Source organism: Agromyces sp. MMS24-JH15, from assembly GCF_043518605.1.
GTDB lineage: Bacteria > Actinomycetota > Actinomycetes > Actinomycetales > Microbacteriaceae > Agromyces.
On sequence record NZ_CP171358.1, the window covers coordinates 842,474 to 855,353 of the forward strand.

The window sequence follows — 12,880 nt, forward strand, 5'->3', positions numbered from 1 at the left end:
CGTTTCGGCCGCGGAGGGCGGGGGTGGGAGGATGGTCCGATGACCGACCCGCTCCACGACATCGCCTTCCGCGGCTTCGCCAGCGACAACTACTCCGGCGTCCACCCCGAGGTGCTCGACGCGATCGCGCAGGCGAACGGCGGACACCAGGTCGCCTACGGCGAGGATGCCTACACCTCGCGCCTGCAGCAGGTGTTCGCGCACCACTTCGGCGAGGGGATCGAGGCCTACCCGGTGTTCAACGGAACGGGCGCGAACGTCACGGGCCTGCAGTCGATGCTGCCGCGGTGGGGCGCGGTCGTCGCGGCGACGACGGCGCACATCAACACCGACGAGGGCGGCGCGCCCGAGCGGGTCGCGGGCATCAAGATCCTGGGCGTGCCGACGCCCGACGGCAAGCTCACGCCCGAGCTCATCGACCGCGAGGCGTGGGGCTGGGGCGACGAGCACCGTGCGCAGCCGCTCGTGGTCTCGATCACGCAGACCACCGAGCTCGGCACGCGCTACTCGGTCGAGGAGATCCGTGCGATCGCCGACCACGCGCACACGCTCGGCATGCGCGTGCACCTGGACGGCGCGCGGCTCTCGAACGCGGCTGCGGCACTGGATGTCCCGCTCCGCGCGTTCACGACCGATGCGGGCGTCGACGTGGTCTCGGTCGGCGGCACGAAGAACGGCGCGCTCGGGGCCGAGGCGATCGTGGTGCTCGACACCGAGGCATCCGAGGGCCTGACCTACCTGCGCAAGCTGAACATGCAGCTCGCGTCGAAGATGCGGTTCGTCTCGGCGCAGCTCATCGCGCTCTACGAGGGCGACCTGTGGCTGCGGAGCGCACGCCACGCGAACGCGATGGCGCACCGGCTCCGGTCGACGCTCGACCGCGGGATCACGGGCGGCGAGCTCCCCGGCCTGTCGTTCAGCCATCCGACCGAGTCGAACGGCGTGTTCGCGGTGCTGCCGCAGGGCGTCGCGGATCGACTTCGCGAGCGCGGGTTCCGGTTCTACGACTGGGATGCCGCGAAGGGCGAGGTGCGCTGGATGTGCTCGTTCGACACGAGCGAGGACGACATCGACGCGTTCGCGGCCGCGATCCGCGAGGAGCTCGCGGCGGCGGCGTAACGCGCCGACGCGGTTCGTCATGCTCGGCCGACACGCAGGTCGATGCGCTTCCATGGAATAGAGCGGCAGTACCCATGCGTTTGCATGGAGTGGACGACGGGGTCCGGCCGATCCCAGCACTCCATCCGAAGGGCACTGCCATGACCATCGCCGACACCACCTCCCGCCACGCCGACACCACCGCGCCGCTCATCGGCGCACTCGTCGAGCGGTGGAGCCCCCGCGCCTACGACCCGAGCGCCGTCGTCTCCGACGAGACCCTGCGCACCGTGCTCGAGGCCGCGCGCTGGGCGCCGTCCGCGAACAACACGCAGCCGTGGCGTTTCATCGTCGCGCGCCGCGGCACCGAGGCGTTCACCACCGTCCACGACGCGCTCCTGGGCTTCAACCAGGCCTGGGCCGACTCGGCCGCGGCCCTCATCGTGAACGTCGCCGAGCTCGCCGACGCCGAGGGCGCCGAGCGCCGCTGGGCCCGGTACGACCTCGGCCAGGCGGTCGCGCACTACTCGGTGCAGGCGCAGCACGAGGGCCTGCACTCCCACCAGATGGGCGGCTTCGACGGCGCCCGCCTGCGCGAGGCGTTCGACCTCGGCGAGCGCTTCGAGCCCGTGTCGGTCACGGCCGTCGGCGTGCTCGGCGACCCCGACTCGCTGCCCGAGGCACTCCGCGAGCGCGAGGTCGCCCCGCGCCAGCGCAAGTCGCTCGACGAGTTCGTCGTCGTCGCGTAGCCCGCAGGCCGTCGCGGGTCGGGCCGAACCGGCCGACCCGCGACGTCGCTACGGCCGCAGCAGGACCTTGACCGCGCGGCGCTCGTCCATCGCGACGTACGCCGCGGGGGCCTCGGCGAGCGGCAGCTCGAGGTCGAACACCCGGCCCGGTCGGATCGCGCCGCTCCGGACGTCCGGCAGCAGTTCCTCGATGTAGCCGCGCACGGGGGCGACCCCGCCCACGACGCCGACGTTCGTGCTGAACATCCGGCCGATCGGCAGCTCGGGCCCGCCGGCCGGCACGCCGACGAAGCCGACCCGGCCGCCCGGGCGCGCCGAGCGCAGCGCCTGGTCCATCGACTCCTTCGTGCCGACGCACTCGAGCACGCAGTCGGCGCCGATCCCGCCCGTGAGCGCACGCACCGCGGTCACGCCCTCGTCGCCGCGCTCCGCGACGATGTGGGTCGCGCCGAACTCGCGTGCGAGGTCCTGGCGGTCGCGGTGGCGGGACATGGCGATGATCTCGGATGCCCCGAGCCGCTTCGCGGCGATCACGCCGCAGAGCCCGACCGCGCCGTCGCCCACGACGACGACCGTCGACCCGGGGCCCACGCCCGCCGACACGGCCGCGTGGTGCCCGGTGCCCATCACGTCGGCGAGCGTCAGGAGCCCCGGCACCTCGTCGTCGTGCACCGGACCGGGAACGACCACGAGCGTGCCGTCGGCGAGCGGAACCCGGACGCGCTCGCCCTGGGCGCCGTCGGCGAAGCCGCCCGCCCGGTCGTCGCTGCCCCACCACCCGCCGTGCAGGCACGACGTCGACACCCCGTTGCGGCAGTTCACGCACGTGTTGTCGCAGACGTAGAACGGCGCGATCACGAAGTCGCCGACCTCGACGAGGCGCACGTCGTCGCCGACCGCCTCGACCACGCCGACGAACTCGTGGCCGATGCGGCGCGGCTCGGTGGTCGGCTGCACGCCGCGGTAGGGCCAGAGGTCGCTCCCGCAGACGCAGGCGGCGACGACCTTCACGATCGCGTCGGCGCCGGTCGAGAGGACCGGGTCCGGCACGGTCTCGACGCGGATGTCCCCGGGGGCGTGGATCACGGTGGCGAGCATGCTCCGAGCCTACGCACTCGGACGGCGGGCGTGCAGGGGTGCCCGGGCACGACGACGGACGCGGATCCTCCGCGGATCCGCGTCCGTCGTCGGTGGTGCGCTAGGCCTGCTTCGGCAAGGGCGGCACGAGTGCGCGCAACGACCAGCCGAACAGGATGAACAGCACGCCGACGGCCGCGGCGAACAGCGCGACGCCGTACGCGACGACCGAGGTGAACAGCGACGCCCGCAGGAACGACGCCGTCATGGCCGTCTGCCGCAGCGGGTCGTCCTGTGCGAGTTCGGCGTACGTCTTGCCGCCGGTCGCCTCGAGCGCGTGGTGGTTGATGATGTCGGCCTGGATGTACGCGGTCACCGGGCCGCTGACCTGCTGCCCCTGGAACGCGGCCGCGTCGTCCGGGATGGTGATGTTCTCCGCCTTCAACTGCGTGGTCACCGCGATCCACGCGATGACCGCGACGACGATGAGCAGAATGCCGCCGATGACCCCGGCGAGTCCGACGAGTCGGACGGCCTTGACCCTGCCGCTGCTCAGCACCGCGGTGCCGGTCTCGAATTGCTCGCTCACGCGCGTTCCCCCTTCGCACGGCCCGTGTCCCCCAAGGGCCCCTGCGCTCACGGTACCGGTCGGGCGTGTCGCGGGGGAAGGGCCGCGCCGATTCGGCGGGTCGCCGTCGTCGGCGGTTTCCGGCAGGATGCCGGGGGTGACGAGCATGCGGGGATTCTGGCGGGCGCTCCCGACCGAGGGCCGATGGCTGCTCTCGACGGCGGCCGTCCAGACGCTCGGGCGAGGGCTGACGCTGCCGTTCACGATCATCTACCTGCACGAGGTGCTCGGGTTCGACCTCGGGACCTCGGGCGCGCTCATGAGCCTCATCGCGATCACGGGCCTCATCGTCACGGCGCCGGGCGGCACGCTCATCGACCGGTACGGCGCACGCGTCGTGCTGCTCGGCGGGCTCGCGGCGATGATCCTCGGGTGCACGCTGCTCGCGTTCGCGACCGATCCGGTCGTCGCCGCGATCGCGCTCGTGCTGATCGGCATCAACTTCGGGGTGTCGTGGCCGGGGTTCAACGCGTTGATCGCCACCGTGGTCCAGGGCGACCTCCGGCAGCAGTACTTCGGCGTCAACTTCGCGCTCATCAACCTCGGCATCGGGATCGGCGGCATCCTCGGCGGCCTGTTCGTCGATGTCGACCGGCCCGAGACGTTCACGGCGATCTTCCTCGTCGATGCCGCGACCTGCCTGATCCCCGCGGCGCTCCTGCTCGGCCCGTTGCGGCACGTGAAGACCCCGGTCGCCGACGACGCCGGATCCGACGACGGTGCGCCGACCCGGTACCGCGACATCCTCCGCCAGCCCGCCGTGCGCTGGCTCGCCCTGCTCACGTTCATCGCGATGTTCCTCGGCTACGGGCAGATGGAGGGCGGGTTCCCCGCCTACGCGCGCCAGGTCTCCGAGGTGTCGACGCAGGTCGTCGGGTTCGCGTTCGCGGTGAACACCGCAGTGATCGTGCTCCTGCAGTTCACCGTCCTGAAGTTCATCGGCGGGCATCGGCGCACGCGCGTGATGCAGGTCATGGCGGCGGTCTGGGCGCTGTCCTGGCTCGTGCTCGGTGCGACCGCGCTCGTGCCCGACACCATCGCCGCCGCGATCGGCGTCCTGGCGTTCATGGGCGTCTTCGCGCTCGGCGAGACGATGCTGCAGCCCACCGTGCCGGCCGTCGACAACGACCTCGCGACCGATCGCAACCGCGGCCGATTCAACGCGGTCAACGCGGCCGCGTTCCAGGGCGGCGCGATCACCGGCCCGATCGTCGCGGGGCTGCTCCTCGACCGCGGCCTCGACGGCTGGTTCATCGCGCTCATGGTCGCGTGCTGCGCGGCAGTGGCCGTGCTCGCCGGCGTCCTCGAGCGCCGGATCACCGCCGAGGCGAACGGCGTCGCCGTCGCACCGACGCCGGCCGCCGAGTAGCACCGGGCCCGCTCGGCGCGACTACCCGGCCGCAGCCTCCCCGCGCGCGACGGTGAGCGACTCGCCGTCGGGTGCGAGCCCGACGACGACGCGATCGCCGTCGAAGATCTCGCCGCCGAGGAGCGCCCGCGCGAGCCGGTCGTCGATCTCCTTCTGCATGAGCCTGCGGAGCGGACGCGCACCGTACAGCGGGTCGTACCCGCGCTCGGCGAGCCAGGCCCGGGCGTCGGGCGTGACGCCGAGCTCGAGCCGCCGCTCGTGCAGCCGTGCGCCGAGCCGGTCCACGTAGAGGTTGACGATCTCGGCGAGCTCGCGCTCGCTGAGCGCCGAGAACACGACGATGTCGTCGAGCCGGTTCACGAACTCGGGCTTGAACGACTGCCGCACGGCGGCCTGCACGGCCGCCTCCTTCTCGTCCCACGACAGGGTCGGGTCGATCAGGTACTGCGACCCGAGGTTCGACGTGAGGATCAGGATGACGTTGCGGAAGTCGACCGTGCGGCCCTGGCCGTCGGTGAGCCGGCCGTCGTCGAGCACCTGGAGCAGCACGTCGAAGACCTCGGGGTGCGCCTTCTCGACCTCGTCGAGGAGGATCACCGAGTAGGGGCGGCGGCGCACGGCCTCGGTGAGCTGGCCGCCCTGCTCGTACCCGATGTACCCGGGAGGGGCGCCCACGAGCCGCGAGACGGAGAACTTCTCGCCGTACTCGCTCATGTCGATGCGCACCATGGCGTGCTCGTCGTCGAAGAGGAACTCGGCGAGCGCCTTGGCGAGCTCGGTCTTGCCCACGCCCGTCGGGCCGAGGAACAGGAACGAGCCGGTCGGCCGGTTCGGGTCGCTGAGGCCGGCGCGCGAGCGCCGCACCGCGTCCGCGACGGCGGCGACCGCGTCCCGCTGCCCGATGAGCCGACGCCCGAGCTCGGACTCGAGGTGCAGCAGCTTCTCCAACTCGCCCTGCAGCAGGCGGCCGACCGGGATGCCGGTCCAGGCCGAGATGACCGCGGCGATGTCCTCCTCGGTCACCTGCTCGTTCACCATGCGGGGTTCACCGGCGGAGCCGGAGGCGTCCGCCTGCTCGGCCTCGACGATGTCGCGCTGGAGACGCGCGATCGTCTCGTACTCGAGCTTCGAGGCCGTCGGGTAGTCGCCGGCCCGCAGCGCGAGGTCGCGCTGGGTGATCGCCTCGTCGAGCTGCTTCTTGAGCTCGCCGACGCGGTTGAGGCCCTGCTTCTCTCGCGCCCAGCGCTCCTCGAGCCCTGCGAGCGCGTGCTCCTTGCCGACCAGGGAGTCCCGGAGCTTCGCGAGGCGCTCCTTCGAGGCGTCGTCCTTCTCCTTCTTGAGCGCGAGTTCCTCGAGCTTCATGCGGTCGACCTCGCGCTTGAGCTGGTCGATCTCGACGGGGCTGGAGTCGATCTCCATCTTGAGCCGGCTCATCGCCTCGTCGACGAGGTCGATGGCCTTGTCGGGCAGCTGCCGGGCCGAGATGTAGCGGTTCGAGAGGGATGCCGCGGCGACGAGCGCGGCATCGGTGATCGTGACCCCGTGGTGCGCCTCGTACCGTCCGCGCAGCCCGCGGAGGATCGCGATGGTGTCCTCGACGCTGGGCTCGCCGACGTACACCTGCTGGAAGCGACGCTCGAGCGCGGCATCCTTCTCGATGTACTCGCGGTACTCGTTCAGCGTGGTCGCGCCGATGAGGTGGAGCTCGCCGCGGGCGAGCATGGGCTTCAGCATGTTGGATGCCGCGACCGACCCCTCGCCGCCCCCCGCGCCCATCAGCAGGTGGAGCTCGTCGACGAACGTGATGATCTCGCCCTCGGACTCGTCGATCTCCTTGAGGACGGCCTTCAGCCGTTCCTCGAACTGGCCGCGGTACATCGCGCCGGCGACGAGCGCCGAGATGTCGAGGGACACGAGCCGCTTGCGCTTCAGGCTCTCGGCGACGTCGCCCGCCACGATGCGCTGCGCGAGGCCCTCGACGACGGCGGTCTTGCCGACGCCGGGCTCGCCGATGAGCACCGGGTTGTTCTTGGTGCGGCGCGTGAGCACCTGGCTCACGCGGCGGATCTCCGCGTCGCGGCCGATCACCGGGTCGAGCTTTCCCGCCTTCGCGAGCGCGGTGAGGTCGACGCCGTACTGTTCGAGCGCCGACTTCTGCTCCTCCTGCGAGCTCGGCGCGCCCTGCATGTTCGCCACAGGCATCCCTTCCTTCAAAGTTGAGTCTAGTGAACTCAACTTCGGGAACGGGGTCGCGTATTCCGCCCACGGCGGAATCCCCCGCGCCTCACGCTAGACGGATGCCCCGACGGTCGCACCCCGGACGGAATGCGCCCGCCCCCTCGCGCGTTGCCCTCGGAAGACCGGGGACCAGATACAGAAGGAGCATCCATGCCGCTGCAGGGAGAATACGCACCGAGCACGTCCGAGTGGGCACGCACGCAGGCCGAGGCGTTCGAAGCCTCCGACGGGGCCGAGGCCAACCTCCTGCGCGGCAGACCGATCATCGTGCTCACGACGCTCGGCGCCAAGAGCGGCAAGCTCCGCAAGACGGCGCTCATGCGCGTCGAGCACGAGGGCGCGTACGCGGTCGTCGCCTCCAAGGGCGGGGCGCCGGAGCATCCCAAGTGGTACTGGAACCTGCTCGAGCACCCGCACGTCGAACTCCAGGACGGCGCCGAGAAGCACGACTACGTCGCCCGCCTCGTCGAGGGCGAGGAGCGTGCCGACTGGTGGGGCCGCGCGGTCGAAGCCTGGCCCGACTACGCGAACTACCAGACGAAGACCGACCGCGAGATCCCGGTCTTCGTGCTCACGCGCACCGACGCGTGAGACGACACGAGCCCCGGCCCGAGATGGGCCGGGCTCGTTCGCATCGATCGTCAGGCGAGCAGTCGCGCCTTCGCCGCCGCGAACTCCGCGTCGTCGAGGATGCCCTGCTGCTTCAACGCCGCGAGCTTCTGCAGCTCCGCCACCACGTCGACCGCGGGTGCGGCCGGTGCGGGCGGCGGCGCGGCGGCAGCCGCAGCGGCCTGCTGCTGGGCGACCGCAGCCTGCGCCGCGGCGTTGATCTGCGCCTGCTGCTGCTGCGCCTCGTACTGCTGCTGCTCCCACTCGTCCTGCGCACGGTCCTGCTGACGGCGCTGCATGCCGCCGCTGACCGCCGTGGCGGTTCCTGCGACGACCGCGGTCCGAGCCGCGAGCCCCACGAGTCCGGGCCGTCCGACCCTCCTGAATCCCACCATCTCCGGTCCCCCTTTCCTGTTCCTGTTCTCAGCCCGCGACGTCTTCGTCGGAGAGGATCTCCGCCTCGGCCAGCACGGCGTTCACGATCGGCGCCGGGATCCGCTCGGACTGCAGCAGCACGCCGCCGGACTCCGCGAACCTCGACGCCAGGTTCTTCGCCCACACGAGCTCGATCGCGAGCAGCGCGGCCGACGAGCCGGGAGGCACGACCTCCGCGAGGTCGGTCAGGTCGTCGTGGCCGACGAGCCCGCTCGCCTCGAGCGTGATGTCGACGATCTGGATCTCGTCCCCGAAATCCTCGATCTCGGTCGCCTCGATGTTGCCCGCCTCGTCACGCGACACGAACACCGCGTCGAGCAGGCGGATGTCGCCCGCCTCGACCAGTTCGGCGATCGCCTCGAGCGTGCCCGCGTCGGGCACCCTTCCCTCGAACCCGACGACCAGGATCTCCACCGGGCCGTACTCGAATTCCGTCAATTCGTCCCCCTTCGACACCCTGAGACTAACCCCCGATCGGCCGCACTGGAAGGGTGCGCGGGCCTACCTTCCGACGACGGTCGAGACGTACGATGCAGGCAGGGTCGTGACCCTTCGCGAACGGCGCAGGGGACGTCCGCTCCATCGAGAGGAACCCGACCATGACCGACACGTTCGACGGGATCGACCTCAACGCCGACGCATCCGATGCCGCCACCGCCGCCGCCGCGGCCGCCTCCGAGATCGCCGCGGACGCCGCGGCTCCGCTCGCCTCCGCCCCGAAGGTCGGACGGGTCCGCCCGAGCCGCTCCGAGCGACGCGCCGCGGGCGCCGCGCTGCGGGCGACCGTCCCGTTCGACGCCCACGCCGAGCTCGCCGCCGACGAGGGCGACCGCGACCCGATCGGGCTCATCGAGGCGCAGGGCCGCACCCGACTCCCCGAGCTGCTCGCCCTCCGGCACGGGCGGATGGCGAGCTCGTCGTTCGCGTTCTACCGCGGCGCCGCGGCGATCATGGCCGGCGACCTGCGGGCCGTTCCGGACACCGGCATCATCTCCCAGCTCTGCGGCGACGCGCACCTCTCGAACGTCGGCATGTTCGCCTCGCCCGAGCGCGCCCTGCTCATCGACCTCAACGACTTCGACGAGACCGCCCCGGGACCGTTCGAGTGGGACGTGAAGCGGATGGCCGCGAGCTTCGAGATCGCGGGCCGCGCGCGCGGCTTCTCGCCGGAGGACCGGGCCCGCCTGGTCACGCAGCTCGTCGTGGCGTACGCCGAGGCGATCGACGAGGCATCCCGCACCCCCGTCCTCGAGATGGCGACCGCGCGCCTCGACGCCGACGCCATGCTCGCGCGCGTGAAGGGCGCGCTGCGGCCCGAGATCGCCGCCCGCATGACGCGGGCGATCGCGAAGACCCGCCAGCGCGACAGCGCGGACGCCGTCGCGCGGCTCGCCGAGCGGGCCGACGGGACCTACCGCTTCCGCACGAACGCGCCGACGCTCGTGCCCCTCCGTTCGCTCTCCGAGCTCACGGGCCTCGACGAGCACACCGCCGTCTCGCGGGTCGAGGGCATGCTCGCCGGCTACCAGTCCTCGCTCACCGAGGCGCACGCGCGCATCCTCGACCGGTTCCAGGTCGTCGACATCGCCCTCAAGGTCGTCGGCGTGGGCAGCGTCGGCACGCGCGCGTGGGTGGTCCTCCTCACCGGCAACGGCAAGCGCGACGTCCTCGTCCTCCAGGCGAAGGAGGCCCAGCGATCCGTCCTCGAGGACCCGACGCAGCCGAGCGCGTTCGCGCACCAGGGGCAGCGCGTCGTGCACGGCCAGCGCCGGCTGCAGGCCTTCGGCGACGTGCTGCTCGGCTACACGCACGTCGTCGGCTTCGACGGGAACGAACGCGACTTCTACGTCCGCCAGTTCCGCGACTGGAAGGGGTCGGCCGAGCCCGAGCGGATGGAACGGTCGACCATGCGGCTCTACGCCGAGTTCTGCGGCATCGTGCTCGCGCGTGCGCACGCGCGCGGCGGCGATGCGGCCCTGATCGCCGGATACGTGGGCGACGGGCGGGAGTTCGCCGAGGCGCTCCTGCGCTTCTCGAGCGCGTACGCCGATCGCACCGAGCGCGACCACGCCGCGCTCCTCGCGGCGATCGAGAGCGGGCGCCTCGCCGCGGTCGCTCCCTGAGCCGGGAGCGGCGCGGCGCGCACGTCGCGGTGGTCGGCCCGGCGCTCAGGCCTCGGCCGTCGGCGCGGCGGTCGCCGGCGCCCCGGTCGCCGGCGCGGCGGCCCGCTCGGCCTCGGCCGTCGGCTGCCCGGCGAGCTTCCTGGCCCGCCGCTCCTCCTTCTTCGCGGCGTCCTCGGCGTCCATGGTCGCCCTCGTGACGTCGAGCTCGCCGAGCGCCGGTTTGATCCAGTCGGCGCGCGGATCGGAGTCGACCAGCAGCATCCGGACCAGCAGGGTCAGCGGGATCGCGAGGATCGCGCCCGTCGGCCCGAGCACGACCGCCCAGAACAGCACCGAGAAGAACGTGATCGTCTGGCTGAGCGACACCGCGTTGCCGACCACGCGCGGCTGGATCACCGACTGGATGATGCCGTTGATGATCCCGTAGACCACGATGACGGCGACGACGAGCGGCCACCCGCCGACGAGCGCCCCGAAGACGAGCGGCGGGATCAGCGCGATGAAGTAGCCGATGTTCGGGATGAAGCTGCAGAGGAACGAGAGGATGCCCCAGAGCGCGGCTCCGGGGATGCCGAGCAGCGCGAGCGCGATCCAGTTCACGATGCCCTGCGCCGCGCCGAGCACGGTGGTCACGACCATGTAGCGCCGGACGCCGGACCCGTACCGGACGACAGCGGCGGCGAGCGCCAGCTTGTGCGGCCGCAACTGCCCGAGCAGCGTCGACGCGTACGACGAGTCCACCGCCATCAGGATGAGCATCGTCAGCAGGATCACCGCGGCGGACACGAAGCCGGCCGCGCTGCCGAGCAGCCCGCCGAGCGCGTCGAGGATGGCGCCGGGGTTGAAGGATCCGAGGATCGCGTTCACCTGGTCGCTGCCGATGCCGAGCCCCTCGAGCCAGGCCGCGAGCGACGCGCCCCACGCCTCGAACTCCGGCAGGTAGTCGGGCACGAGCGTGAGGAACTGCGCGAACGAGATGAACAGCGCGCCGAAGAACCCGCCGAGCAGGAGCACGACCGCGAGCAGCACGCCGACCGTCGCGATGCCGCGCGGGACGCCGCGCCGCTCGAGGCCGCGACGGAGCGGGTGCACGCAGATCGTGAGGACGAGCGCGAAGAACGTGGAGTTGAAGATGTCCGCGATCGAGTGGATCCCGATCGCGACGACCGTCGCCCCGGCGAGGCCGAGCATGATGAACGCCGACCGGTGCCGCCCGCGCACGGATGCGGCGACCTCGGCGACGTCAGCCGCGGTGACCACGGGCGAAGCCGCCCCGTCGGTCGCGTTCTTGCGTCCCCACCTCATCCCGACTCCCCCCATGCCGACGGTTGGAGCGTACCGCCGCGGCGGTCCGCAGGGCTACGACTTCGGCTCCGGCGCGGCGCGCGCGGTCTCCGGCGGGGCCGCCGCCCCGGGCGGGGCATCCGGCCGTTCGCGCGCGGCCTCGGACTCCGCGAGCTCCTTCGCCGCGTTGCCGCTCAGCCGGAGCAGCGCCGTGCCCCGCCCGCCCGGCTCGATGAGCAGGGCGCGCACGAGCAGGGTGAGCGGGATCGACAGGATGGCCCCGAGCGGGCCGATCACGAGCGTCCAGAACACGACCGAGAAGAACGAGAGCGTGAGGCTCAGGTCGACCGCGTCGCTCACGAACTTCGGCTGCACGAGCACCTGGAGCACGACGTTGATGACGCAGTACACCGCGACGACCGAGAGCGCGAGCGGCCAGCCGCCGACCACGAGCGCGAGGATCGCGGGCGGGATGAGCCCGATCACGAAGCCGATGTTCGGGATGAAGTTCGTGACGAACGCGAGGATCGCCCACACCGCGGGGATCGGGATCCCGATCGCCCACAGCACGATGCCGTCGAGCACCGCCACGATCGCGCCGAAGGACGCGTTCACGACGTAGTAGCGTCGCACCCCGCGGAAGTACCGGCGCCCGATGTCGTCGGGTTCGCCCGCACCGAACACGACGCCGAGCCGGGTGAACCGGGCCGCGTCGCCGGCCATGAAGATGACGTAGCCGAGGATGAAGAAGAACGCGATCGCGACGCCGAGCACCGCGTCCGCGACGGACGCGGCGAACCCGATCAGCACGTCGGGAGAGAGCACCGAGGATGCCGCGTCCGATGCCGCGTCGGATGCGCCGAGGGATGCGAGCCACTCCTGCACGCCCGCGGCCGTGGCCCGGAACTCGTCGGCGTAGTCGGGCAGCATCCGCACGAACTGGGCCGAGGCGAAGAAGAGGAGCACCGCGAGCACCGCGAGGATGAGCCATCCGACCGCGACCACCGCGGCCGTCGCGAGCCACGACGGCCAGCCGCGGCGCGCGAGCGGCGCGTACAGCGGCGCCGCGATGATCGTGACGACCGCGCCGACGGCCGCGGGGCCGAGGATGTCCCGCGCCGCCCAGACCCCGACGAAGACGACGACCGCCGCCGCGGCGGTGAGGAGCACGCGCGCGCCGAACGGGCTCCGAGCGCGCAACGGCGGCGCGGACTCCGCACGGCCGGCCGCGGTCGGCTCGACTCCGGTCGCAGGTTCCACGGGCATCCCC

Annotated in this window: 12 protein-coding genes; 5 read left to right on the forward strand and 7 right to left on the reverse strand. The window is 72.0% G+C overall.

The window, feature by feature from the left end; all coding sequences use genetic code 11:
• Positions 1-39: 39 nt before the first annotated feature.
• On the forward strand, positions 40-1,119 hold the full coding sequence (locus tag ACDF64_RS03795; RefSeq protein ID WP_394553490.1) for a threonine aldolase family protein: 1,080 nt from the start codon (positions 40-42) through the stop codon (positions 1,117-1,119).
• Between the two features lie 140 nt (positions 1,120-1,259).
• Positions 1,260-1,847, forward strand: a complete 588-nt coding sequence (locus tag ACDF64_RS03800) for a nitroreductase family protein (protein ID WP_394553491.1) — start codon at positions 1,260-1,262, stop codon at positions 1,845-1,847.
• 48 nt (positions 1,848-1,895) lie between these two features.
• Here the strand turns inward: ACDF64_RS03800 and ACDF64_RS03805 are convergent, their stop codons facing one another.
• Both ACDF64_RS03805 and ACDF64_RS03810 read right to left on the reverse strand, forming a co-directional pair.
• The gene (locus tag ACDF64_RS03805) at positions 1,896-2,945 is read right to left on the reverse strand and encodes a zinc-dependent alcohol dehydrogenase family protein (protein ID WP_394553492.1); all 1,050 of its coding nucleotides are present in this window, start codon (positions 2,943-2,945) and stop codon (positions 1,896-1,898) included.
• Between the two features lie 100 nt (positions 2,946-3,045).
• Positions 3,046-3,513 carry an aromatic ring-opening dioxygenase LigA gene (locus ACDF64_RS03810; RefSeq protein WP_394553493.1) on the reverse strand — a complete coding sequence of 156 codons (468 nt, stop codon included), beginning with the start codon at positions 3,511-3,513 and terminating at the stop codon, positions 3,046-3,048.
• Here ACDF64_RS03810 and ACDF64_RS03815 point away from each other — a divergent pair.
• Positions 3,428-4,921: an MFS transporter gene (locus ACDF64_RS03815; protein ID WP_394553494.1), complete on the forward strand. Its 1,494-nt coding sequence runs from the start codon at positions 3,428-3,430 to the stop codon at positions 4,919-4,921. The genes ACDF64_RS03810 and ACDF64_RS03815 overlap by 86 nt on opposite strands.
• Positions 4,922-4,942: 21 nt before the next feature.
• Here the strand turns inward: ACDF64_RS03815 and ACDF64_RS03820 are convergent, their stop codons facing one another.
• Positions 4,943-7,117, reverse strand: a complete 2,175-nt coding sequence (locus ACDF64_RS03820) for an ATP-dependent Clp protease ATP-binding subunit (protein WP_394553495.1) — start codon at positions 7,115-7,117, stop codon at positions 4,943-4,945.
• Between the two features lie 192 nt (positions 7,118-7,309).
• Between ACDF64_RS03820 and ACDF64_RS03825 the strand changes: the two genes are divergently transcribed.
• On the forward strand, positions 7,310-7,750 hold the full coding sequence (locus tag ACDF64_RS03825) for a nitroreductase family deazaflavin-dependent oxidoreductase (protein ID WP_394553496.1): 441 nt from the start codon (positions 7,310-7,312) through the stop codon (positions 7,748-7,750).
• Between the two features lie 50 nt (positions 7,751-7,800).
• Here the strand turns inward: ACDF64_RS03825 and ACDF64_RS03830 are convergent, their stop codons facing one another.
• Both ACDF64_RS03830 and ACDF64_RS03835 read right to left on the reverse strand, forming a co-directional pair.
• Complete coding sequence (locus ACDF64_RS03830) at positions 7,801-8,163, reverse strand: SHOCT domain-containing protein (RefSeq protein WP_394553497.1); 363 nt, start codon at positions 8,161-8,163, stop codon at positions 7,801-7,803.
• A gap of 28 nt (positions 8,164-8,191) precedes the next feature.
• Entirely contained in the window at positions 8,192-8,641 is a 450-nt protein-coding gene (locus ACDF64_RS03835; RefSeq protein ID WP_394553498.1) for a DUF6325 family protein, read from the reverse strand.
• 161 nt (positions 8,642-8,802) lie between these two features.
• Between ACDF64_RS03835 and ACDF64_RS03840 the strand changes: the two genes are divergently transcribed.
• Positions 8,803-10,326, forward strand: coding sequence for a DUF2252 domain-containing protein (locus ACDF64_RS03840; protein WP_394553499.1), 1,524 nt, complete (start codon positions 8,803-8,805; stop codon positions 10,324-10,326).
• 45 nt (positions 10,327-10,371) lie between these two features.
• Here ACDF64_RS03840 and ACDF64_RS03845 read toward each other — a convergent pair whose 3' ends face one another.
• Positions 10,372-11,631 carry an AI-2E family transporter gene (locus ACDF64_RS03845; RefSeq protein ID WP_394553501.1) on the reverse strand — a complete coding sequence of 420 codons (1,260 nt, stop codon included), beginning with the start codon at positions 11,629-11,631 and terminating at the stop codon, positions 10,372-10,374.
• A 54-nt stretch (positions 11,632-11,685) separates the two neighbouring features.
• Positions 11,686-12,870 carry an AI-2E family transporter gene (locus ACDF64_RS03850; protein WP_394553502.1) on the reverse strand — a complete coding sequence of 395 codons (1,185 nt, stop codon included), beginning with the start codon at positions 12,868-12,870 and terminating at the stop codon, positions 11,686-11,688.
• Between the last annotated feature and the right edge of the window lie 10 nt (positions 12,871-12,880).

What these genes read in the sequence shown, in the direction of transcription:
- ACDF64_RS03795 (WP_394553490.1), top strand. Translation starts at nt 40, where the DNA reads ATGACCGACCCGCTCCACGACATCGCCTTCCGCGGCTTCGCCAGCGAC.
- ACDF64_RS03800 (WP_394553491.1), top strand. Translation starts at nt 1,260, where the DNA reads ATGACCATCGCCGACACCACCTCCCGCCACGCCGACACCACCGCGCCG.
- ACDF64_RS03805 (WP_394553492.1), bottom strand. Translation starts at nt 2,945, where the DNA reads ATGCTCGCCACCGTGATCCACGCCCCCGGGGACATCCGCGTCGAGACC.
- ACDF64_RS03815 (WP_394553494.1), top strand. Translation starts at nt 3,428, where the DNA reads ATGACCCCGGCGAGTCCGACGAGTCGGACGGCCTTGACCCTGCCGCTG.
- ACDF64_RS03825 (WP_394553496.1), top strand. Translation starts at nt 7,310, where the DNA reads ATGCCGCTGCAGGGAGAATACGCACCGAGCACGTCCGAGTGGGCACGC.
- ACDF64_RS03830 (WP_394553497.1), bottom strand. Translation starts at nt 8,163, where the DNA reads ATGGTGGGATTCAGGAGGGTCGGACGGCCCGGACTCGTGGGGCTCGCG.
- ACDF64_RS03840 (WP_394553499.1), top strand. Translation starts at nt 8,803, where the DNA reads ATGACCGACACGTTCGACGGGATCGACCTCAACGCCGACGCATCCGAT.
- ACDF64_RS03845 (WP_394553501.1), bottom strand. Translation starts at nt 11,631, where the DNA reads ATGAGGTGGGGACGCAAGAACGCGACCGACGGGGCGGCTTCGCCCGTG.